The following is a 22,487-nucleotide window of genomic DNA, read 5'->3' on the forward strand; positions in this document are numbered from 1 at the left end:
TAACCACTAGAGGGGTATTAGGAGTACAAGCCAATAACAAATTGAATTAAAACAAAAAAATTTATTACTCGGTAATTTTATGTATTGGAATTTAAAGCGAATATTTTAATGGGATATTAAGGAGTAATACCGAAGTGGCATATTCAATTTTATATAATAGAGAAACAATATCTACGTTATCAAAAATAATGAATAAACATGTACCGTAGAAAGGATTATTTATGTCTATTGCTTATCACCGATTTTCAATCATTAACCAAGTTATTGGTTTAATGTTATTGATTGCCGTACTCGGTATTATTGGCATGACAATCTCAAATAGTATGATCATTAGTGTGCAAGGAAATGCACATGCAATTAATAAATCAGGCTCATTGCGGATGCAAAGCTATCATTTACTTTCATTAGTACCACTCAACCAATATTCTGACGTATATGTAAGTGAACTTGAGAAAAATTTATTAAGCGATGAACTGACACAAGTCGTCGAAATAGAAGATTTAAAACAGCAATTTTCTGAGATTTATCAATATTGGGTTACAGAATTAAAACCTGCACTTAACCATGCAGTTTCGCCTAATGATGCACGGCTTGCGGTCGTTACTTTTGTTAATAAGCTTGATGCATTAGTTCGCAATATTGATGAAAAAACAGAACGAAAGATAACCTATGTAGCAATCACTCAAATGGTATTTATTAGCCTCGTTTCGTTGCTACTTATTTTTGCTATCTGCCATTTTAGAAAGAAAATTTATACACCTTGGCTTAAGTTACTTCATATGGTGAATGCGATTAGTCACCAAGATTTTAGTCAGCGCTTTCCTGCAGGCAAAAAACAAGATGAGCTAAATTCACTGGGCCAAACGTTAAATCAAATGTCGGATGAGCTTGCACAAAGTTACCATCAATTAGAATCCCGAGTTATCGAAAAAACGGCTGACCTGCAAAATAAAAATAAAGTATTACTCTATTTATACCAATCTAATCGCACCTTACATGCCATTGGGCCATTATCAGTCAGGTTAGAAAAAGTATTATCTGAGCTTAAAAGCTTAATACCGCTACAGAATATCAGCTTGAGACTATACGAAGAAAATAATGATACCTACTTTCATGAAATTCATTGCCCAGAAAACGAAGAGCACTCTCTCAAGTCACCCAAGGTAACTGAACAACTTAAAGTAATATCATGGGAGATTTCCGATAACTTACAGCGTTATGGCATGATTTTGGCTGAAATAGATATAAATCAGCCATTATCTGAAGAGCAAAATAATTTAGTGCTGATGCTAGTTAAACAAATTGCTGGAATGCTAGCGATGGAGCACCAATTAGAACAACAACAGCAGTTACTGATTATGGATGAACGCTCGGCGATTGCGAGAGAATTGCATGATTCAATCGCACAATCATTATCTTGTCTCAAAATGCAAATTAGTTATCTGCAAATGCAACCTAAAACATTGCCAACTAAGCACCAAGAACTATTAAACGAAATGCGTAATGAAATAAATTCCGCTTATAGCCAATTACGTGAACTTTTAACAACCTTCAGGCTAAAATTAACTGAACCCGGCTTATTCCCGGCTTTAGAAAGCACAATCCAAGAATTCAGTCAGCGCCTTGGTTTTCAAATTGGATTGAATTACCAAATTCCAGCAAAAAGCCTCTCCCCACATCAATCTATCCATATTATCCAGATAATCCGAGAAGCTTTAAGCAATATTCTCAAACATGCTAATGCAAACTGGTCACAAGTCTCATTAATTGAAAATAACGGATTAATCACCATGACGATAGAAGATAATGGGGAAGGGATTCAGCCTCAGCCAACAAAAAATAACCATTACGGATTGATTATTATGAGAGAGAGAGCTCTGAGCCTAAATGGGAAATATCAAATTTCGCCAAGAGTTCAAGGAGGCACTACTGTTAATGTCGAATTTCCACTGACTGTGGCTTAATTGAATTGGAGTAACTCATTAATGAAAAATGAAAATAAACTAACTGGGCAATCCACCATTTTACTGATTGATGACCACCCGATGCTACGTAACGGAGTTAAACAATTAATTAGTTTAGAACCCACATTAAAAGTAATTGGTGAAGCCGACGATGGAATAACGGGTATTAAAATTGCTGAAGAGCAAGACCCCGATTTAATCCTATTAGATCTCAATATGCCGGGTATGAATGGCTTTGAAGTACTCGATAGTTTACGTAGCCGCGAACTTTCAGGCCGTATTATCTTATTTACAGTATCCAATTACGGTGAAGACTTAATTAATGCATTAAAACGAGGTGCTGATGGCTATTTACTGAAAGACATGGAACCCGAAAAATTAATTATTGCATTAAAAGAAGCAGCAAGTGGTAAAATGGTCGTTAGCCCAACGCTCGCCTCTATTTTAGCTGAATCCTTAAGAGATAACCGAGCCTCTACAGAGCATAATTTATCGGCATTAACCCCAAGAGAAACCCATATCTTAGATTTAATCTCTCAGGGGCTATCAAATAAGATGATTGCTAATAAATTACAAATCACAGAGAGCACCGTCAAAGTCCATGTCAAACACCTACTAAAGAAACTCAATTTAAAATCACGCGTTGAAGCGGCTATTTGGGTTTTACAACAAAAGTAATGACACTGCACCTTAACTTAATGCATCAAGCCATGGCTGTTGTTTTGGGTAACGTCGACGATAGCCATGCATAGCAACAGATAATTGAATCAGATCCGTAAACCTTGTCGGGTCCAAACTGGTTTGCTTTTTAATTTGCTGTAACCGATAACTTAATGTATTTCTGTGAATGCCTAATTGCTGTGCGGTACTGCCTATTTCCCCATTTTGCGATAGGAATAACTCAAGGGTTTCAATTAAAATATCCCCCGAATCATGCAACAATATTTTATGGCAAATATCCAAAAAGAAATTAAATAGATAGCTATTTTCCAATTCATTAAAGAGGCATAAAGATGCCATTTCTTTAAATAGAAAAACTTGTTTATCGGGCACAGTTAGCCGGCCAACTTCAATGACTGAACGTGCGAAATGAACGGCATCCCTCACATGTTCCTGCGTATCTGCCTGGACACCAACACCAATATAATATTGGCTAAGCTGGCTATCTAGAATGAAATGAAGATTAGGAATAAATGATTCATTTTGATAATGAGTTGATGGAAATAGCATCAAAATTTCGCGGCTATTAAGCAATAACACATCACTTTTTTCCATGGCTGATAATTCAGTAATGATCGTATCGAGTATTTCAGGACGATACTGAATAGCTTCAATATTAATAATCACAGGAATAGTCGGTAAAGTGAATGCAAAACCAGAGTTATGCAGTTTGAGTAACGCACTGCGCCCCTGTGCTTGCGTTGTACTTTCTATAAACTGGACAAATAACATATCTCGCAAACGGTGCTGCCAGTTAATACTACGCCGCTCAATTTCTTGTTGAATTAGCAGCTCAGCCGTCAGTATGGCAAGCTCGGCATAACGCTGGATCACAACAGGGTCACCACTCACCCCAATGACTAATTCCACTTTATCTGCCACAACAATCGGATGGTTTATCCCCGGAGCTACATTCGAATAAGCTCGTGCTTCATTTTCATTGTAAATAGTGATCCGTTTGCCGCAGCGAATCACTTCCACTGCGGCTTCATGAATTTCACCAATACGCTTTTTTTCCCCTGAGGCGATAATCACGCCCTGACTATTAATCACATTGACGTTGTGATGGATAATCCCCATTGCACGCGTGACAATATCATTGGCTAATTTTTCAGTCAGTAGCATCTTACCGCCTCACTTTAGGGTTTTATTTGCTTATTCGGATTCGCTAGTACGGTTCGCAGCAAATTTTCTGCTGTATCTGCCAAGTAACGCTCACCATTTGTCATGGCTTGCTCAAGGGAAATCGGCCCAGGGCACAATGACCACATTGCGCTAATACCATGTTGATATAGGATACGGCTATCTTCACTGTATCCTCCGCAAAGCGCAATAACAGGCACACCATAATGACTGGCCATACGAGCCACTCCCACAGGAGCCTTACCGTTCGCACTTTGGCTATCAAGCCGCCCTTCTCCTACAATGACTAAGTCCGCTTGTTGAATATAGGATTTCGCACCAAGGAGCCCCAAAACGAGATCGATTCCTTTTTCGAGCTTTGCCGAAACAAACCAACGAAGCCCCGCACCTAATCCACCCGCAGCGCCACTGCCCGCCTCCAGCGAAACATCTTTTCCCGTTATTGCTGACATTAATTTCGCATAGTGAGCCATTCCCATTTCAAGCTGATCAAGTGTGGCTTTGTCCGCTCCCTTTTGAGGACCATAAATATAAGTCGCGCCGTTATTGCCTAATAAAGGGTTTTCAACATCGCAAGAAACATTAAATTCAACCTTAGCGGCTCGCGAGTCAAATTTATCAAAATTAATCTTTGCAATATTAATGAGGTCTTTACCGCAAATTGGCGCCTCAATAAGCTGAGAATTTTTATCATAAAACAAAGCACCTAATGCTTGAGCAAACCCTGCACCACCATCATTAGTTGCACTTCCTCCTATCCCTATGACAATACGAGAGCAACCCATATCGAGTGCATGCTTGACCATTTCCCCCAAACCATAAGTCGAGGCATTTTCAACGCGACGGTGCTCGCGTTGAACTAATTCCAGCCCACAGCATTGTGCCATTTCAATAAAAGCAGTTTTTTCCTCCAGCACTAATAATCCTGCATCAACCTTACTACCATAAGGTCCAGTACAGCTAAAAATGTAAGGTGTTACACCAGAAAGCGCCGGGCTATGTTCCAGTGACTCCAACAAACCTTCTCCGCCATCAGATATGGGTAATAACGTCATATCTAATTCAGAGGATACACGCTTGAAACCCTCAGCAACGGCTTGACATGCTAACCTTGCAGAACAACTTCCCTTAAAGGAATCAAGTGCGATAACAATTTTCATGCAGACTTTCCTATTGTAAATGGCGATGTTGAATTATTTGCTTTGCACTGAAGCCGATACTTGTAATGGTTGAGGTTCGCTCATACCGTTAGTATTCACTCGTGAAGCAATAATCGTTCCGATAACTAACAAACCGACACCAAACCATAATCCAGAAGTCGCTGTTCCAGTGTAATCCTCAAAAAAACCAAGAATAAACGGGCCGAGGAAACCACCAAATAATCCTAAGCAGTTCAATAATGCTAAACTTCCCGCCAGCATACTGCCACTCATATAAGTGGGTGGAAGAGAGAAAATAATCGATTGAACCACAAAAAACATAAATGCAGTCAAGCAAAAGCCTATTAAGCCGACAACTGGGCCTCCCAGTGCACCTATCACTAATCCAACCGCCATCACGGCATAACCTGAAATTAAAATACGTGATGAACGACGCGGTGTATTGGCTTTTCTCGCCACAAAAATGCCACCAATTGCAGCTGAAATCCAAGGGATCGCCGTTAATAAGCCAATTTGAATCGGTGTCAGTTTGCCATACTCACCTATAATAGTAGGCAAAAAGTAACTTAAACCATAGACGGAGAACTGGTGAGTAAAATAGATAGCAACAATCATCATAAAGGCTTTATTTTTAAATGCCGCCTTAAGTGAGAATTTACTATTACTCACACTAATGCTGTTTTTATCTTGGTCGTGTTTATATTTAATATAATTCCGATCATCCTCATCTAACCATTTCGCATCTTCCGGTTTATTCGGCAACACAAACCACACAACAAATGCGAGGATCACCGCGGGTAAACCTTCAATAACAAACATCCATTGCCAACCATGGAAACCTAATAAGCCATCCATACTCAGCAATAAGCCACTTAGCGGTGCTCCAATAATATTCGCAAGACAGACCCCAAGTAAAAATAACCCCGTTGCTTTAGCTCGTTCCTCTTGGCTAAACCAATATGTCATATATAAAATAACCCCGGGATATAAACCCGCTTCAGCTGCTCCCAGTAATAACCGTAAGATATAAAAAGAAGTCGGCCCTGTCACAAATGCCATCGCCGCAGATAATAACCCCCACGTGATCATGATCCGCGTGATCCAAAAACGCGCGCCTACTTTTTCCATGATCAAATTACTTGGGATCTCAAGAATTGAGTAGGTTAGGAAAAAAAGCCCTGCTCCGATACCAAATGCGGTTGCAGATAATCCTAAATCAATCGACATCGCATTTTTTGCCATGCCAATATTCGTTCGGTCAATAAAGCTAATAATGTACGCTAAAATCAACAACGGCATCAGGTTACGGTATATCTTTGCGTTGGTTTTTTTCCCCTGAGCCGCATAATCTAACTTTGCATTTGTAGAAAACATAGATAAGATCCTCATGTTGTAGTGAAACAGGTACGGCTCTTGGTTCTAAGTGACCCATACCTGTAGCTTTTACTTCAGCAACAGCCCGACGCCCCACGTCGGGCTTTCTGCTTGCAGTTTTTCTTATTCTCTTTCGAACAACATTGAAATCCCTTGGCCACCACCAATACACATCGTGACTAACCCGGTGGCAACCTGACGGCGTTCCATTTCATACATTAACTTCACGGGCAAAATAGCCCCACTGGCACCCACTGGGTGACCCAAAGCAATTGCGCCACCATTCACATTCACCTTAGTGCTATCAAGAGATAAATCATTCATAACTGCGATAGCTTGTGCCGCAAATGCTTCATTTAGCTCAATTAAGTCAATGTCTTTTACATTCATCTTGAGCTTTTCCATGAGTCGGCGCGTCGCTGGTGCAGGCCCAAAGCCCATAATGGCAGCTTCACAACCCGCAACTGCCCAATCGACCACTTTCATTTTTGGTTTCAGACCACGTTTTTCTGCTTCTTCACGTCGCATCATCACTAATGCCGCAGCGCCATCATTAATCCCTGACGAGTTTGCCGCCGTGATCACACCGTCGGCTTTAAATGCAGGGCGCAACTTAGCCAATTTGTCACGTGGTGTATCACGTGGATGTTCATCGGTATCAAAAATACGTGTGCCTTTACGGCCTTCCGGTATTTCTACTGGCAATATCTGGTCAGCAAAATAACCCGCTTGAATCGCTTTTAACGCTTTTTGCTGGCTGTCCCATGCAAAATCGTCCATCTCTTCGCGGGTAATATTGAACTGTTCTGCAACGTTTTCTGCAGTCATTCCGTTGTGATAAGGGCCCTCTGGCCAAGTTAGGATGGACGTTAATCCATCCTCGAGCACATCATTCCCCATGCGGTAGCCATAACGCGCTTTGCGTAAGTAGTACGGCAGCATCGTCATATTTTCTGTACCGCATGCCACCACAACATCGGATTGACCAGTCTGCAGTAACATCATGCCATCGGCTAAAGCTTGTAACCCGGAACCACATTGGCGGTTAACCGAATATGCTGTAGTTTCTTTTGGTAGCCCAGCTCGCAGCTGGCAAATACGGGCGATAAAACCACTTTCTGCAATTTGCCCAACATTACCCACAATGACTTCATCGACATCTTCGGGAGCAATTCCAGCTCTTTTCACGGCTTCACGAATAACCGCGGCCCCAAGGTCGTGTTGATGCGTATTTGCAAAGCTTCCTCCCATCGTGCCAATTGCTGTTCTCACACCACTGACAATGACAATATCATTCGCTTGTTTCATTATTTCCCCCTATAACACCATTCCGCCGCCAACATTGATCACTTCCCCATTGATATAACGCGCTTTATCAGAGGCTAAGAATGCAACACATTGGCCGACATCACGTGGATCGCCAGCAAAACCCGCAGGGATCTTGCTAATCATGATGTCCCAAACTTTTTCAGGTACACCACGAGTCATATCTGTATCAATAAATCCTGGGCAAATCGCATTTACTGTGACACCTTTACGGGCTAGTTCACGGCAAGCCGTTTTAGTCAGACCAATAACCCCGGCTTTGGACGCGGCATAGTTGGCTTGCCCAACATTCCCAAGCCAACTCGCCGAGGAAATATTGACAATTCGGCCACTTCCTTGCTCACGCATTAATTTTGCCGCTTCTTGCATGCAGTTAAATGTCCCTTTCAGATTGATATCAATCACTTTGTCCCAATCATCTTCCGTTAATTTATGCAGCATGCCATCTCGGTTGATCCCCGCATTATTCACCAGTACATCAATCGCCCCAAAATGTGCTAATGCGTTAGAAAATAAGGCATTCACCTCTTCACGTTTAGCAATGTCGCAAGGAATGAAAATGGCTTGATGGCCTTGTTCTTGTAGCTGTTTTGCACTTTCTTCACCTGATGACATGGCTAAATCAGAAATAACAACTTTTGCCCCTTCTTCTGCAAGTACCTGAGCAATCGCAAAACCAATACCTCTTGCAGAACCCGTCACAATGGCAACTTTATCTTTTACTAACATGGATAAATTCCTCTTTAATATTGAAACTACAAATACGAAATCAGACCAAAAGGCGCCTCTTCAAATAATGAAGAGTCCATCACTTTCAGATCAGGCGAAATTTCAGGTACGAAGTCCATATGGGCAAGAATGTCACGCTCTAGGTCAATACCGGGGGCAATTTCAACCAGTACTGGTGTTTTCCCCCCTAAAGTGAACACCGCACGCTCCGTGACAAAATGCATGGTTTGGTTGATATTTCGTGCGACATCCGCATTCCATGAAATTTGCCGTACTTGGTTAACTAACTTTCTAATATCCCCTTCCCGCACAATAGTTAATTGCCCATTTTCACAACGAATATCTAACCCTTTTGCCGTGAACGTCGAGCAAAACACTACGTGCCGAGCATTTTGGGTAATATCAATAAACCCACCTGCACCAGGGCAAATATTGCCTAACAATGTCGCATTGACATGACCACTGGCATCCATTTCCCCTGCGCCCATATAGGTGATATCAACGCCTGCCCCGTTGTAGTACAACATTTGGTCTTGGTGACTAATCATCGCTGACAAGTTACGGCCTATGCCAAAATCAATACCGCCGGCTTGAACGCCCCCCCAGATCCCTGACTCCACGGTAATATCAACCCGCTTGGTTGCATTTTCTTCCTGAATAATTGAACCAATAACATCGTTTGGAATTCCCGTTCCTAAATTAATCACACAGTTTTCATATAGATAACGGCATGCAATTCGCCCAATCAATTTGCGAATATCTAAAGGTAATGGCGTAGTTTGTTGGATAGGCGTACGAATATCACCGCATAGCGTTGGGTCAAAAAACCAGCTTGAGGATTGGCGATGGTCTTCTTCAGGGTTATCACACACGACAATGTGGTCAATAAAGCTGGCGGGAACCGTGACACGCTTAGGATGTAAAGTCCCTTCTTCAACACAATACTTCACTTGTGCAATTACTTTGGCACCAAAGCGTTTAGCAGCCAGTACCGCATGTAAAACTTCTAACGCCATGGCTTCTTCATCGGTGGTGAGGTTACCTTTACTATCCGCATGGGTTCCTCTGATCACCACCACATCTAAAGGAATTTCTGGGTACCATAACCATTCTTCCCCTTTGAAATTCACTTTTTCAACTAAAGGAGGAAGCGCCAACGTTTTAACGTTCATCCTCCCGCCTTCAAGATCAGGGTCGATAAATGTCCCTAACCCCACTTTGGATAAGCGTCCTGGTAAGCCTGCGGCCATTGCGCCATATAAATGCACCATTTGCCCTTGCGGAAGACAATACGCTTCGACTTGATTGTCATTAATCATCTGCATCCATCTAGGCGCTAACCCCCAATGAGAACCAATAATCCGTTTCACCATTCCTTCATGGGCAAAGTGTTGATTCCCGCGAATACGGTTACATTGCCCAGCCGCATGAACGAGAGTTAATTGATTTGGTACGCCCTCGGATAAAAAACGTTGTTCAATTGCCGATAAAATAGATTCAGCAGCACTGGTTAATGTCATTCCCACAGTACAAATTGTATCGCCATTATTAATTAATTTAGCGGCATCTTGTTTAGAAATAAATTTATTATTCATGATAAAACCTACCTGAAGGCTAATATTTCATAGCCCCTTTTTGATTAATTAAAAACTAATTTAGATTTTAGTTATTTAAAGAGTAATAGCGTAATTTCAAATCTTTCTTACTTATTTTCCCATTCCAAGTTCTAGGGAAATTACGTGTAAACATAATTCTTACTGGAACTTTATACGTTGGCACTCTATCTTTTAACCATTCAATAATTTCTTTACTGGTTAAACATACTTGGTTCTCAGGAATAATAAATGCAATGGGTTCTTCGCCATATATTGTACTTTCAATTGGAATGACCGCGACCTCATTAACGCCTGGGTAATTAGAAATCAAATCTTCGATTTCAATAGAATATATTTTTTCTCCACCACGGTTAATCATGTCTTTAATTCGATCTTGAATATAAAGGAAACCATCATCATCCCTATAACCAATATCGCCGGTAAAAAACCAACCATCATTAAACGACGTGCTATTCGCAGGGCTATCAGGCCAATAACGTTGGATAACAACATCCCCCTTAACCCAGATATTGCCAGTACTGTTAGCAGGTTTATCTTCACCTTTATCATCTCTTATGGCCACCTGTAACCCAGGAACCGGAGTGCCTGAGCTCGCCTTTTTATCACTGTACCGAATATCTTCACGAAATACGGTGGCTGGGGATGATGTCTCTGTCAAACCATAAATAGAATGAATGGATGTTTTAGCGAATAGATAAGAAAGCTCTTTAATCGTGCCTTCATTCAAATGACCTGCACCACAAGCAATCATTTTTAATGAATTAAATCTTTCCAGATTAATACTTTTATTTTCTTTTATTTTTTGAATTAATAATATAAACACAGTTGGAGAACCATGTAAGAATGTGATTTTTTCTTTTGCAATTGTTGAAATAATATCTTTTGCATTAAATTTCTTTTGAAGATAAACCGTCCCACCAATATGAATAAATAACGCTAAAATAGCAGAAAGCCCAGTAATATGATAAATCGGTACTGCTAAAATTGTTTTATCGTGTTCAGATAACTTTAATGTTTCCTGATAGGCATATACTGCAGACAATATATTCTTGTGTGTGATCACCGCACCTTTTGGTGCACCTGTTGTACCCGAAGTAAATATCACAACCGCGGGGTCTTCCTCATTAACTTGGTTGGTAAAGTTAATTTCTTCAATAAGTATTAGATTACGCCACTGAGAAAGACTCATCCCTTTTGTACTGAACTGAGCTAACCATGGTTGATATGTGTCATCCCAAAAAATAGCATCCGCATTAATACAAGATAAATGCTCTTTGCCTTCAAACTCTTTCATTTTAGTACTTAAAGGAATGACCTGAATGCCCAGCCCTACAGCAGCATAAAATAATTGGCAAAATTCAATCGTATTTCCCCAGCCGAGTACTATCCGATCACTTTTTTTCAACTGTGCGGCTGTAGTTAGCCACAACATTGTTTGGTTTACTTTCTCAAGTAATTGGTGATAACTCCAACTTTGCTCTTCAAATACAATCGCAACAGCGTCTGGCTGCACTTTTGCTCTTTGTAATAAGCTTTGGTAGATGTTTGAATTTGGCGCAAGCATGGACACACTCCGATACACCTGAATATGACTGATATGCTATCAATGTATAAAATACACTCCAGCAAATTAGTGCCAATCTTCACAAATTATTCACACCCTTTTTTTATTTGAATTAGTGATCTGCACAACGAATTTGTTAACAATTTTGTTACTTACGTCTTATTTTAAGCGCTGGTTTTTATTGAACATGAAGATATTTACCTTTTGTTATTATCTAACCATTCAAAATACATATTAATTTCGATGAATAACTCAACTATGATTGTGCGTATAAACAATGCCCCCCAGACTAAAAAGTCGCTCAGCAGTAATACTTAACTCATCTGCTTATCCTCTATATGTTCTTGCACTCTGTGCTATTTAGCCCTCCCACCAAACCAAATACGATAAAAACAGTGGAGAATTCACTAGAGATTGCTACAGTGTAAGACCTTCATAATGAAAAAATTGATGAGAAAAAAATCGCCACCTTTGCAAACGGTTAAGGAGATAACTCATGGCAAACACCCCCTATATTCCCCCAAAAGTCTGGCAATGGGAGCAAGGTAACGGCGGAAAATTCGCCAATATTAATCGTCCAGTTTCCGGTGCAACTCACGAAAAATCTTTACCTATAGGTAAGCACCCACTACAGCTATATTCCTTAGGAACGCCGAACGGGCAAAAAGTCACTATCATGTTAGAGGAGTTATTAGCCCTTGGCATTAAAGAGGCAGAATATGACGCTTGGTTAATTAACATTGGTGAAGGCGACCAATTTAGTTCTGGTTTTGTTGAAATTAACCCTAACTCAAAAATTCCCGCTTTAGTCGACAGAAGCGGCAAGGAGCCTATCCGAGTATTTGAGTCAGGCTCGATTCTGACCTATTTAGCCGAAAAATTTTCTGCTTTTTTACCCACAACTCAGCCGGAACGAGCTGAAACCTTATCCTGGTTATTTTGGCAAATGGGCTCAGCACCTTTTGCTGGTGGCGGTTTTGGGCATTTTTATGCCTACGCACCTGAAAAGTTTGAATACCCAATTAACCGCTTTGCCATGGAAACTAAACGTCAATTAGATGTGTTAGACAAGCGTTTAGCAGAACATAAATATGTTGCAGGGGAAAACTACAGCATCGCTGATATCGCCATCTGGCCATGGTACGGTGCATTAGTGAAAGGTTGGCTTTATGATGCCGCAGAATTTCTATCTGTCCATGAATATAAAAATGTTATTCGTTGGGCTGATGAAATCTATGCACGCCCAGCAGTACAGCGAGGTCGCCGGGTTAATCGCCTACAAGGTGACCCTGCACAACAAGTACGCGAACGCCACGATGCGAGTGATATAAGCTAGTTATTAAGTTTATTACCATTACCAATACTGAGATTTATCGATTTTAAGTCTCAGTATTCCCCAACTAGCACAGTATTATTCCCCTAAAACCAAATACCCTTGGTTAAAGTCACAACTGTTTAAATAACATATCCCCATTAAAATATCTAAATATGAAGGTAATAAATCACATTCAGATAGTCTTATTTATACAATTAATACTAATTCTATTAGTATCCCTCCAAAAATAATGTTCCAAAATGAACAGAAATATCTTAATAAATGCAAAATTCACAACCATTTTAGTAAGAATAATCTTATATTGATATTTTGTTTCAAAAAAAATCATATTAACAATATGTTATAAAAATAACCATTCAATTGATAATGTTTTTTATTTTTATTTAAGATTCAAGCTATTAAACAAGTCATTATTAGAGCATCACTTATTTAGCTTGTAATTAGATACATGTATTGTAATTAATCGATTTTATCGATTTAGCATACTGATTATTTATATTTAGAAAATACCTTTATCAAGAGTAATCTATATTCACAAATTAAACAGCAATCCAAAAATTGAAATTTAAATTGGTATCCTAATAAAATGAAGGACTCTATTTTTACTTGCTTAACTGTTTTAGAAAACAAAAAAAACATTACGCATATAGTTGCCAAGAATATTGGTAAAAAAATTAAATTGCTAAGATCAGAATATCAGTTAAGTGGATCTGATTTAGCCAGAATTATAGGTATATCTCAACAACAATTATCACGTTACGAAAATGGCCTTAGTGATATATCAACATCTAAAATCATGTTGATATCCGTGTATTTTAAGGTAGATGTCTGTTACTTCTTTAAAAAAGATTAACTCATCATATTTTCAATCCTCACATTTAGGTAAAGCAAATGAATGATGAAGAAAATGTAAATATAAAATTAGGATATTTAATAAAAAGATTGAGAAAGAAAAAAGGAATTAGTGGAGCTGAATTAGCAAAAAAACTAAATGTAAGTCAACAACAAGTATCAAGATATGAGCGAGGAGCAACAAAACTAAGTTTTGAAAAATTAATCGAGTTAACAATCCATATTGACCTAGATTTATCTAAATTAAAGTCAGAAATTGAAAAAGAAATCTTATATATCAATGATTCAAGAGCATTATTGTAATATTCAATGACAAACGAAATTATTATTAATTAATAGCAATTAACTCTGATTGTTATTAATTAATCTCACTATGAAATTAACATAATGAGATTAACAATAATCATATTTATATATTTAACAGTAAAGGAAAAGATTGATGAAAATCAAAAGTATTGCAATGGCAACCTTATTAGTTTTAGGCGGCGCTTCTGCAGCAAATGCGGCTGACCAAGGCCACGGTAAAGTTACTTTTAAAGGTGCGATTATTGAAGCACCATGTTCAATTGCACCAGAAAGTATTGACCAAACAATTGAATTAGGCCAAATCTCTAATATGGCTTTAGCCGATGGCGGAAAATCATCACCTAAGGCATTTGAGATCGCACTACAAAACTGTAACGTTAGCAGCTTAACTAAAGGTGTTCAATTAACCTTTACTGGTGCATCTGCTGCATTCGATGAAGATAATAAAACGTTAGGTATTGTAGGTACAGGTAGTGGTGCAGGCGTTCAAATCACTAGCGGTAACGGTGAAGTTGTTACGATTAATACAGCAACGCCATTCCAACAAATTCAGGATGGTAGTAACACATTACAATTCTCTGCATACCTGAAAGGTAATGGTGGTGATGTTTCAACTATTACTGCTGGTGAATTCAGTTCCGTAGCAGACTTCACTTTATCTTACGAATAAAATTAGCCACCTTCTAATTTTAACCTAAAAACACATGGATAGGTTTTTAGGTTCATTGGGCATAATGATAGAGCGAAAATATGCTATATAAATTTTCATGGTTGACATTCATTCTATTATTAGGAACTAGTTTGTCATCATATTGTTCGGCTGAATCATTAATTACAATGAATGGAAGTATTATTGAGACCGCCTGTTCTATTGATATAAGTAGCAGAGATCAAACCATTGAAATGGGAAGCTTATCTATATCGCAAATGATTCGTGATGGCCAAAGTAACAAAAAAAAATTTTCAATAAAATTAATTAATTGTGTACTCGAAAGAACTGAAACAAAAAAACCAAACTGGCAATATTTTACAGTAACATTTGATGGAGTTCATGATGGTAATTTGTTTACTGTCAATGGACAAGCAGAAGGGTTTGGCATTGAAATTAGTAGTGCTGATGGTGAAGTCGTTTATCCAGGAAAGGTAATGTCATCGCAAGAATTAACTGATGGCAATCGTGATTTAAATTACAACCTACGATTAATAAGAAATAATAAAGTTTTAGAACCAGGTAATTACTTTAGTCTAATAAAGTATAAATTAGATTATGAGTAATATCGAAAATAACGCTGTCCACATGAACATTTTTCCAAATAGGAGACACCTTCTCTTATTATAAATGAGTTTGAATAAGGTCAAGTATAATGGCGCATCATAAAATCCATATTAAATTATCATCAGCTAATCGATTATATATATTAGCTGGCATGATAACTATCATCTGTAATACTGGATTCGCCTCTACTAATATAGAATTTAATACAGATATTTTAGATATAAATGATCGTGCTAATATTGATCTAAGCCGTTTCTCTAAAACTGGTTATTTTATGCCAGGAGAATACACTTTTAGTGTTCATGTAAACAAGAATATATTATCTGAGCAAAGTATTTTTTATTATAACTCAGATGAAGATATTGATGACAGTAAAGTATGTTTAGATCCCAGCTTAGTTGATAAGTTTGGACTAAAGCCCAAAATATTATCATCGTTGACCTGGTGGCATAATGACTCCTGCCTAGATTTAAACAGCTTATCTGGTGCAACTACAAAGGCCGATTTATCGACATCAACGCTATATATTAATATTCCTCAAGCCTATTTAGAATATACAGCAGATAATTGGGATCCACCCACTCGTTGGGAAGATGGTATATCGGGAGCTTTATTTGATTACAATCTAAACGCGCAAGCGAATCAACAGATACGTAGTCACCAAAGTACAAGCTATACCACTAATGGTAACGGAGTGGCAGGAATAAATTTAGGTCCATGGAGATTCAGAGCTGATTGGCAAACGCGGTTTGAGAAGCGTCCATCTTCTGAGTCAACACATTCTTTTGATTGGAATCGTTTTTATATTTTTCGGGATATCAAATCATTAGGAGCAAAGCTAACATTTGGTGAATCTTATTTAAATTCCGATATTTTCGACAGTTTTAGATTCACAGGGCTCAGTTTAGTTACTGATATTAATATGTTGCCCCCCAATTTAAGGGGATATGCTCCTGAAGTTACAGGAGTGGCCAATAGTAATGCAACCGTTATTATTAGCCAACAAGGCCGCACTATTTACCAAACTCAAGTTGCTGCTGGCCCCTTTCGCATTCAAGATCTCAATGATGCTTTATCGGGTGAATTAGATGTAAGAGTAGAGGAACAAAATGGTAAAACGCAAACTTTTACAGTAAATACCTCGAGTATTCCCTACCTTACTCGACCAGGGCAAGTTCGTTATAAAATTGCTGCAGGGCGACCTAGTGATTCCAATCATCGAATTAATGGTGATAATTTCGCTAGCGGCGAGTATTCGTGGGGAATTAATAATGGTTGGTCTTTATATGGTGGCACGATTGCTTCACAAAAATATATCTCAGCAACGTTGGGAATTGGTCGCGATCTCATGCAATTTGGAGCTCTTTCATTTGATGCGACAAGAACACATGCAAAAATTAAAGAAATCACTTCAAATAACGAAACGAGTTATAACGGAAACTCTTATAGATTGAGTTATTCAAAGCGTTTTGAATATTTTAACAGCCAAGTTACCTTTGCGGGTTATCGTTTTTCAGAAAAAGACTTTATGAGTATGTCTGAATACCTCAATGCAAAAATGAGTGGCGTTCGACAATATAATAGCAAAGAGATGTATACCATTTCTTATAATCAACAGTTTAGCGACAGTGGATTGAGCACATACTTAAATTTTTACCACCAGACATATTGGAATCAACCCGATAATAACCGCTATAGTTTATCATTAGCTAAATATTTTGATCTCGGAAAATTTAAAAATTTAAGCGTTAACTTGACAGCATTCCGTACTAGCTACCAAAACACAAATGATGATGGCGTTTATATTGCGTTATCTGTGCCTTGGGGTGAAACCTCTACAGTCAGTTTTAACAGTAGCTGGGATAAAAGTAATACAACGCAGAATATAAATTATTATGACCGCATTAATGAGCGTAGTAACTACCAAATTAATACTGGGGTCGCACGGTCAGGAGCAATTATTGGCGGGTACTATACATATCAAGGTGATATGGCTCAGGTTAATGCAAATGCGACATACCAACAGAATCGTTACCGTTCCGCCGGGCTATCAATACAAGGTGGATTAACGGCAACACAACATGGGGTAGCACTCCATAGAAGTAACCAATTGGGTGCTTCGCGTGTTTTTGTTGACACCAGTGGTGTCCCGAACATCCCTTTGCGTGGTAATGGAATTGTGACACGGTCAAATTATTTTGGCAAAGCTGTCATTGCTGATGTTAATAGCTATTACCGTAGCAATATTAATGTGGATTTGAATCTTTTACCTAATAAGGCAGAAATTACCCATTCTGTAAAACAAGGGACATTGACAGAAGGCGCTATTGGCTATCGCCAGTTTGATGTTATAACAGGTAACAGCGCAATGGCGACTATTCGTTTATCGGATAATAGTGCTCCTCCATTTGGCGCTATTGTATTAAATGCACGTAAACAGCAAGTTGGAATAATTAGTGATGAAGGTAGCGTTTATTTATCAGGTTTAAATCCTAAAGAAAAATTGAATATTTCTTGGGATAATGAAATACAGTGCAATATAACATTACCGGATAGTGTTTCATCAGAAATAAATTTAGCAAATACATTACTATTACCATGTATAAAATAACATTTCACACATGTCATTATAAAACCATTAATGCTAGTTATTTAAACCAATAAAGTAAGCAATAATAAATTTTATCAAATTAAACTTAAAGAGATTATATCGTTTATGAAAAAATTAAATATAAATAAAAAGGATACCCATCCTAACCAAAAATTAGTTAATAGTTATAAAGTTATATTGGCAACTATTTTTTTGATGAGTATATCGACAGCAAATGCGGCTATCTCCTTAGATCGCACTCGTGCAATTATTAATGGTAATGAGAAATCGATTAGCCTGAATATTAGTAATGAAAATAAAACATTACCTTATCTTGCTCAAGGTTGGATTGAAAATGCACAGGGTGAAAAAATTAATGATCCATTTACTGTTTTACCTCCAGTACAACGTGTTGAGCCTGGAGATAAAAGTCAAATAAGAATTCAACCCTTAGCTAGCATAGAAAAATTACCGCAAGATATTGAGTCAGTATATTATTTTAATTTACGTGAGATTCCACCGAGAAGTGATAAAGCAAATACGTTGCAACTTGCATTACAAACACGAATAAAACTTTTTTATAGGCCAACACCTATCATTCCAACTAAGAATGATATCGATAACCCATGGCAAGAAAAATTGGTTTTAAAACAGCAAGGCGGCAAATATATTGCATTTAATCCGACGCCTTATTATATAACCATTATTGATGCAGCAAAGAAAATTAAAGGTGATACCGTAAAAGGCTTCGAGCCAATTATGATCGCTCCCAAAAATAGCCAGCCGTTAGGTGTCGATGTTGCAACATTAGGTAATACCCCAGTACTAACATATATCAATGACTATGGTGGCCGTCCTAATCTTAGTTTTAACTGCCAAGCAAATGAATGCAAGGTATCTCCAAGTAATAAATAATCTATCTATCAAATAGTAATAGAGGAAGGTATGAGTAAAATAGTGAGTTATAGCGCTCCTTTAATAGGGATTATTTTCAGTACACTTGCCTTTCAGACATTAGCTACTGATATTGGTAAAGTTGATAATTGGGATGTTGATGGTGCCAATGGTGTTTTACAGGTTAGAGGTGTGCTTACCGAAAGTGCATGTAGATTAGCCACGCAATCTGCATTTCAAACAGTAGATTTGGGCACAAATAGTTCTTCAGCATTTAAATTTCTAGGGCATAAAGGCACACCTGTTCCTTTTAATATTCAATTAGAAGATTGTTTAAGGAGTGAAAGTCGTAATCATGATCAACAAGGTAATATAACTTGGAGCTCTGACATACCAGCCGTAAGAATTCGTTTTCTTGCTGTATCAGATAATACAGATAGCAAATTAATAAAAGTAAATGGTGCTGAAGGCATTGCTCTTGAGTTAAATGATGAAAATTTTAAAAAAATTAAACCAGGTGTTTTTACTAGGCCAAAACTATTATCAATGGGCAATAATAAATTAACCTATTACATTACTCCGGTGAGAATTAATAGTCATTTTAATGCTGGTAACTATCAAGCAAATATAAGATTCCAATTAGTCTATGACTAGGATAAAAATATGAAACCATCATATCAATACCTATTATTTAAATCGCAGGTTTTTATTAGCATTATTTCTATATTAATATGTTTTAATACAGCCAGCGCTTCAATGGCTTCTATTGGTTTAACAATTACAGTCATAGAACCCCCTAATTGTAGTTTTGTAGGAGGAAATACATTAAATGTTGACTTTGGCGATGTCCAGCAAGATTTAATCGATGGGGCATCATATAAAAAAACGAATGTTAACTACAATTTACAATGCACAAATTTATCTACTAATCTATTAAAAATGAAATTGAGTTGGACTAACTTTAGAGTTAATGGTGTTGATGCAATAAAAACGAATAGAGATAACCTTGGTATCGCCATTTATCAAGATAATAATATAGTATCCAACAATTCAAATATTCATTTTATTTATGGTGCTATGCCCTCTATTTATGCTGTTCCCATAAAACCAAGTGGTTCAATGCTAAGTGACGCTGGGGATTTTAATGCAGAAATGATTATGACAATTGAATATCAATAAATTAAGAGCCAATATGAAAATTAAATTTTTATATATATTAATAGTTTTTAGTGCTTTTTCTTATTCATCTTCACTCACTGTGGAGTTTAATGGAAATCTAATTATCACGCCTCCTGAATGCATTTTAAATAACAGTCAAAAATCAATGATTCATTTTGGAGATATCTTATTAAGCAGGATTGATGGAGTAAATTATAAGCATAAATTACCTTTTGAATTAACTTGCACTAATTTAGCCATGAATAACCTAACGTTAAGTATTCAAGGTGACCCTAGTAATTTTAATAATGGCATTCTCAAGACCAGTAACCCAAAGCTAGGATTAAGCTTCTATATTAATGGTATAAAACAAGATATTAATAAAAAAATAAATTTTAATTATTTAGAATTACCATCATTAGAGGTTAGTCCTGTACAAAATGTTGCAACAAGTTTTGATGGTTCCGATGGCGGAGATTTCACTGCACTAGCAACTCTTAATGTGGACTATCAATAATGAAAAACAACTCAATAAATAATAAAATTCAGTATCAGATATGTTGTTTTCTTTTAATATTCTTAGCAAATATAACCTATGCTAATTGGGGATTTGATGGTTCGTTAATTATACCGCCAAAATGTCGATTAAGTCATAGCGATCCTATCAAAGTTTCATTTGGTAAAGTCGGTGTTAATAAGGTTGATGGAATACACTATAAGGAAAAAATTCCTTATGAACTTATTTGCGATGGCGATCTAACACAACCTTGGAATATCTCTTTAACATTATCTGGTATAGCAGCAGGTGCAGGTTTTGATGATGCAACACTGCAAGTTAAATCTGATCAAAATGGAAATAATGTAGGTATCCAAATTCAAAAGGATGGACAACCTATCACTTTAAATAAAGCATTTGTAATTGATCAAAAGACATTACCCGCTTTATCCGCTGTTATTGTCAAAAAAGCAGGAACTAAACTTATTGGAGACACATTCAATGCTACAGCGACATTAACCATTACATTTCAATAGGAATTATGATGTTCTCGACAATAAAATATTATAATTTATTATTTTTAACAGTATTTATATGCTACTCCTTACCATCTATGGCCGAAACAATTAATTTTGATGGTATATTTGTTGAAGATACTTGTGACCTATATCCCGGAGATGAACTAATTACATTAGATTTCGGAACAATCGCAGATAAATATCTTTATTTAAATAGCCGCACGCTAAGTGAATCATTTAGTATTCGATTAATTAACTGTGACTTATCTTTAGGTCGTGAAATTAATGCTTCATTTAATGGCAATGAAAACTCTTTTTTACCTGGATATCTTGCACTAGACCCAGCAAGCCAAGCTAATGGTATTGCTATTGGTTTAGAAACAGATACTGGAGAAAAAATCGATATAAACAAAAAAGATCACACACAAAAATTGTCAGCAGGTAATAACGAAATAAAACTTAAAGCCTTTATCCAAGGAGAGCATTCTGCATTAGCAAATAAAACAATTTCATATGGAACATTTATATCAACGTTAACATTCTTTTTAGAATACAACTAAAAGTATAAAAGCTACATTTAAATCATAGGTATTCAAAAATGAAAATCTCAGCAATAATTCGCGATTATAAAGCTACAGTAATAAAAATAATTTTTATTACTGTATCAATCTTTATTTATAATATAAATGCTTATTCTGTAAGTTGGGGCGCATTTACTCAAAGAAATGGTAATGATGTTACTATTCAATGGGGATGGCCTAATGAAGATAGCAATAGTGTCATTTGCTTTAATCCATCAGGTTGTGTTGTAACCGTTGGCCCATATGATTACCGGGGATCTAGCGCTGATCCTAAAACATTTGGAGGTATAAATTTACCCTATGGCATGCAACAAAAAGTCATCATCCGCAATAATGGGACGGCACTGGATGCTTTTAATGCTTGGAAACTACAATACGGCACCGCCAATACACAAACAGTTACTGGCATGTGGGGTAATTATCCAAATACAGACTTCTCATCGGTTTGTTACGGGTTCCAAGTTTTTCAAATCTCAACTTGGGGAACTTCTTATGGCACTTTATTGCCTAGTGCTGCCTGTGGGGTAGTACCGCCATCAAACACTTCTTGTAATTTTAGCTTCCCTACGAGTATTGATCTGGGTTCCGCAGTTAGTGGCCAAAATGGCTCTTGGTCTGGAGAAGCTACAGGGGCTTTTAGCTGCACCAATATTGTTGATATAAGGGCTAGCTTATTAGCTACTCCCTATTTAAGTAATCTTCCTGTTGATATTTCAGTCAATCAAGTTTCACTGGATATCAATAATAAGAGCGTTGCTAGAGGGCAAATAGCACCACTTAATTTTAAGGCAACCACAACAGGTAAGTTCACATCTGCAGGTAAGTTTAACGCTAATGCAGTTATTTTGTTTTCTTTCAATTAGCAAACACATTACTAATATGAA

22 protein-coding genes are annotated in these 22,487 nt (G+C 37.4%); 15 read left to right on the forward strand and 7 right to left on the reverse strand.

All coding sequences use genetic code 11. The features are described from left to right. The first annotated feature begins 221 nt into the window (after positions 1 to 221). Both narX and narL read left to right on the forward strand, forming a co-directional pair. Positions 222 to 1,964 (forward strand): nitrate/nitrite two-component system sensor histidine kinase NarX, encoded by a 1,743-nt coding sequence (gene narX, locus P3L37_RS17025; protein ID WP_109912753.1) that lies wholly within the window; start codon positions 222 to 224, stop codon positions 1,962 to 1,964. 21 nt (positions 1,965 to 1,985) lie between these two features. Beyond that, positions 1,986 to 2,642 carry a two-component system response regulator NarL gene (gene narL / locus P3L37_RS17030; protein WP_004907776.1) on the forward strand — a complete coding sequence of 219 codons (657 nt, stop codon included), beginning with the start codon at positions 1,986 to 1,988 and terminating at the stop codon, positions 2,640 to 2,642. 12 nt (positions 2,643 to 2,654) lie between these two features. On the opposite strand, the gene P3L37_RS17035 is transcribed toward narL, so the two are convergent. From P3L37_RS17035 to P3L37_RS17065, 7 genes are all read right to left on the reverse strand, one after another. Beyond that, entirely contained in the window at positions 2,655 to 3,809 is a 1,155-nt protein-coding gene (locus P3L37_RS17035) for a CdaR family transcriptional regulator (protein ID WP_004907773.1), read from the reverse strand. Positions 3,810 to 3,823: 14 nt separating this feature from the next. After that, positions 3,824 to 4,987: a glycerate kinase gene (locus tag P3L37_RS17040; RefSeq protein ID WP_102138109.1), complete on the reverse strand. Its 1,164-nt coding sequence runs from the start codon at positions 4,985 to 4,987 to the stop codon at positions 3,824 to 3,826. 33 nt (positions 4,988 to 5,020) lie between these two features. Then, on the reverse strand, positions 5,021 to 6,361 hold the full coding sequence (locus P3L37_RS17045; protein WP_109912754.1) for an MFS transporter: 1,341 nt from the start codon (positions 6,359 to 6,361) through the stop codon (positions 5,021 to 5,023). A gap of 123 nt (positions 6,362 to 6,484) precedes the next feature. Then, on the reverse strand, positions 6,485 to 7,669 hold the full coding sequence (locus tag P3L37_RS17050) for a thiolase family protein (protein WP_109912755.1): 1,185 nt from the start codon (positions 7,667 to 7,669) through the stop codon (positions 6,485 to 6,487). 9 nt (positions 7,670 to 7,678) lie between these two features. Next, positions 7,679 to 8,416 (reverse strand): 3-oxoacyl-ACP reductase FabG, encoded by a 738-nt coding sequence (gene fabG, locus P3L37_RS17055; RefSeq protein WP_004907760.1) that lies wholly within the window; start codon positions 8,414 to 8,416, stop codon positions 7,679 to 7,681. Positions 8,417 to 8,442: 26 nt separating this feature from the next. Further along, positions 8,443 to 10,011 carry an acyl CoA:acetate/3-ketoacid CoA transferase gene (locus P3L37_RS17060; RefSeq protein ID WP_109912756.1) on the reverse strand — a complete coding sequence of 523 codons (1,569 nt, stop codon included), beginning with the start codon at positions 10,009 to 10,011 and terminating at the stop codon, positions 8,443 to 8,445. A gap of 67 nt (positions 10,012 to 10,078) precedes the next feature. Then, entirely contained in the window at positions 10,079 to 11,596 is a 1,518-nt protein-coding gene (locus tag P3L37_RS17065; RefSeq protein ID WP_109912757.1) for a class I adenylate-forming enzyme family protein, read from the reverse strand. Between the two features lie 496 nt (positions 11,597 to 12,092). Between P3L37_RS17065 and yghU the strand changes: the two genes are divergently transcribed. From yghU to P3L37_RS17130, 13 genes are all read left to right on the forward strand, one after another. Continuing rightward, positions 12,093 to 12,932: a glutathione-dependent disulfide-bond oxidoreductase gene (yghU, locus tag P3L37_RS17070; protein WP_109912758.1), complete on the forward strand. Its 840-nt coding sequence runs from the start codon at positions 12,093 to 12,095 to the stop codon at positions 12,930 to 12,932. A gap of 586 nt (positions 12,933 to 13,518) precedes the next feature. After that, positions 13,519 to 13,785: a helix-turn-helix domain-containing protein gene (locus P3L37_RS17075; RefSeq protein WP_109912759.1), complete on the forward strand. Its 267-nt coding sequence runs from the start codon at positions 13,519 to 13,521 to the stop codon at positions 13,783 to 13,785. Between the two features lie 38 nt (positions 13,786 to 13,823). Next, entirely contained in the window at positions 13,824 to 14,087 is a 264-nt protein-coding gene (locus P3L37_RS17080) for a helix-turn-helix domain-containing protein (RefSeq protein ID WP_109912760.1), read from the forward strand. Positions 14,088 to 14,223: 136 nt separating this feature from the next. Further along, a complete protein-coding gene (locus tag P3L37_RS17085) occupies positions 14,224 to 14,760 on the forward strand; it encodes a fimbrial protein (protein ID WP_109912761.1) in 537 nt (178 codons plus the stop codon). Positions 14,761 to 14,927: 167 nt separating this feature from the next. Beyond that, on the forward strand, positions 14,928 to 15,365 hold the full coding sequence (locus P3L37_RS17090) for a fimbrial protein (protein ID WP_109912800.1): 438 nt from the start codon (positions 14,928 to 14,930) through the stop codon (positions 15,363 to 15,365). An 89-nt stretch (positions 15,366 to 15,454) separates the two neighbouring features. Continuing rightward, the gene (locus P3L37_RS17095) at positions 15,455 to 17,977 is read left to right on the forward strand and encodes an outer membrane usher protein (protein ID WP_162598846.1); all 2,523 of its coding nucleotides are present in this window, start codon (positions 15,455 to 15,457) and stop codon (positions 17,975 to 17,977) included. Between the two features lie 105 nt (positions 17,978 to 18,082). After that, positions 18,083 to 18,871 carry a fimbria/pilus periplasmic chaperone gene (locus P3L37_RS17100; RefSeq protein WP_110731625.1) on the forward strand — a complete coding sequence of 263 codons (789 nt, stop codon included), beginning with the start codon at positions 18,083 to 18,085 and terminating at the stop codon, positions 18,869 to 18,871. 30 nt (positions 18,872 to 18,901) lie between these two features. Continuing rightward, the gene (locus tag P3L37_RS17105; protein WP_110731624.1) at positions 18,902 to 19,504 is read left to right on the forward strand and encodes a fimbrial protein; all 603 of its coding nucleotides are present in this window, start codon (positions 18,902 to 18,904) and stop codon (positions 19,502 to 19,504) included. Between the two features lie 9 nt (positions 19,505 to 19,513). Continuing rightward, positions 19,514 to 20,029 (forward strand): fimbrial protein, encoded by a 516-nt coding sequence (locus tag P3L37_RS17110; protein ID WP_227024196.1) that lies wholly within the window; start codon positions 19,514 to 19,516, stop codon positions 20,027 to 20,029. A 13-nt stretch (positions 20,030 to 20,042) separates the two neighbouring features. Further along, on the forward strand, positions 20,043 to 20,525 hold the full coding sequence (locus P3L37_RS17115) for a fimbrial protein (protein ID WP_227024195.1): 483 nt from the start codon (positions 20,043 to 20,045) through the stop codon (positions 20,523 to 20,525). Next, positions 20,525 to 21,040: a fimbrial protein gene (locus P3L37_RS17120; protein WP_110731623.1), complete on the forward strand. Its 516-nt coding sequence runs from the start codon at positions 20,525 to 20,527 to the stop codon at positions 21,038 to 21,040. The genes P3L37_RS17115 and P3L37_RS17120 overlap by 1 nt, the downstream gene beginning before the upstream one ends. A gap of 77 nt (positions 21,041 to 21,117) precedes the next feature. Continuing rightward, positions 21,118 to 21,582, forward strand: coding sequence for a fimbrial protein (locus P3L37_RS17125; RefSeq protein WP_227024194.1), 465 nt, complete (start codon positions 21,118 to 21,120; stop codon positions 21,580 to 21,582). A 38-nt stretch (positions 21,583 to 21,620) separates the two neighbouring features. Beyond that, positions 21,621 to 22,466 (forward strand): hypothetical protein, encoded by an 846-nt coding sequence (locus P3L37_RS17130; protein ID WP_109912767.1) that lies wholly within the window; start codon positions 21,621 to 21,623, stop codon positions 22,464 to 22,466. Positions 22,467 to 22,487 lie beyond the last annotated feature (21 nt).

This window comes from Providencia sp. PROV114, assembly GCF_032704305.1.
GTDB classification, from domain to species: domain Bacteria; phylum Pseudomonadota; class Gammaproteobacteria; order Enterobacterales; family Enterobacteriaceae; genus Providencia; species Providencia rettgeri.

Bases quoted from the DNA above. Each gene is read 5' to 3' on its own strand.
- P3L37_RS17110 (WP_227024196.1), top strand. From the start codon at position 19,514: ATGAAACCATCATATCAATACCTATTATTTAAATCGCAGGTTTTTATT.
- narX (WP_109912753.1), top strand. From the start codon at position 222: ATGTCTATTGCTTATCACCGATTTTCAATCATTAACCAAGTTATTGGT.
- P3L37_RS17100 (WP_110731625.1), top strand. From the start codon at position 18,083: ATGAAAAAATTAAATATAAATAAAAAGGATACCCATCCTAACCAAAAA.
- P3L37_RS17085 (WP_109912761.1), top strand. From the start codon at position 14,224: ATGAAAATCAAAAGTATTGCAATGGCAACCTTATTAGTTTTAGGCGGC.
- P3L37_RS17060 (WP_109912756.1), bottom strand. From the start codon at position 10,011: ATGAATAATAAATTTATTTCTAAACAAGATGCCGCTAAATTAATTAAT.
- P3L37_RS17080 (WP_109912760.1), top strand. From the start codon at position 13,824: ATGAATGATGAAGAAAATGTAAATATAAAATTAGGATATTTAATAAAA.
- P3L37_RS17050 (WP_109912755.1), bottom strand. From the start codon at position 7,669: ATGAAACAAGCGAATGATATTGTCATTGTCAGTGGTGTGAGAACAGCA.
- P3L37_RS17065 (WP_109912757.1), bottom strand. From the start codon at position 11,596: ATGCTTGCGCCAAATTCAAACATCTACCAAAGCTTATTACAAAGAGCA.
- P3L37_RS17075 (WP_109912759.1), top strand. From the start codon at position 13,519: ATGAAGGACTCTATTTTTACTTGCTTAACTGTTTTAGAAAACAAAAAA.
- P3L37_RS17045 (WP_109912754.1), bottom strand. From the start codon at position 6,361: ATGTTTTCTACAAATGCAAAGTTAGATTATGCGGCTCAGGGGAAAAAA.
- P3L37_RS17115 (WP_227024195.1), top strand. From the start codon at position 20,043: ATGAAAATTAAATTTTTATATATATTAATAGTTTTTAGTGCTTTTTCT.
- P3L37_RS17090 (WP_109912800.1), top strand. From the start codon at position 14,928: ATGAATGGAAGTATTATTGAGACCGCCTGTTCTATTGATATAAGTAGC.
- P3L37_RS17125 (WP_227024194.1), top strand. From the start codon at position 21,118: ATGGCCGAAACAATTAATTTTGATGGTATATTTGTTGAAGATACTTGT.
- P3L37_RS17120 (WP_110731623.1), top strand. From the start codon at position 20,525: ATGAAAAACAACTCAATAAATAATAAAATTCAGTATCAGATATGTTGT.
- P3L37_RS17095 (WP_162598846.1), top strand. From the start codon at position 15,455: ATGGCGCATCATAAAATCCATATTAAATTATCATCAGCTAATCGATTA.
- P3L37_RS17035 (WP_004907773.1), bottom strand. From the start codon at position 3,809: ATGCTACTGACTGAAAAATTAGCCAATGATATTGTCACGCGTGCAATG.
- P3L37_RS17105 (WP_110731624.1), top strand. From the start codon at position 18,902: ATGAGTAAAATAGTGAGTTATAGCGCTCCTTTAATAGGGATTATTTTC.
- P3L37_RS17130 (WP_109912767.1), top strand. From the start codon at position 21,621: ATGAAAATCTCAGCAATAATTCGCGATTATAAAGCTACAGTAATAAAA.
- narL (WP_004907776.1), top strand. From the start codon at position 1,986: ATGAAAAATGAAAATAAACTAACTGGGCAATCCACCATTTTACTGATT.
- yghU (WP_109912758.1), top strand. From the start codon at position 12,093: ATGGCAAACACCCCCTATATTCCCCCAAAAGTCTGGCAATGGGAGCAA.
- fabG (WP_004907760.1), bottom strand. From the start codon at position 8,416: ATGTTAGTAAAAGATAAAGTTGCCATTGTGACGGGTTCTGCAAGAGGT.
- P3L37_RS17040 (WP_102138109.1), bottom strand. From the start codon at position 4,987: ATGAAAATTGTTATCGCACTTGATTCCTTTAAGGGAAGTTGTTCTGCA.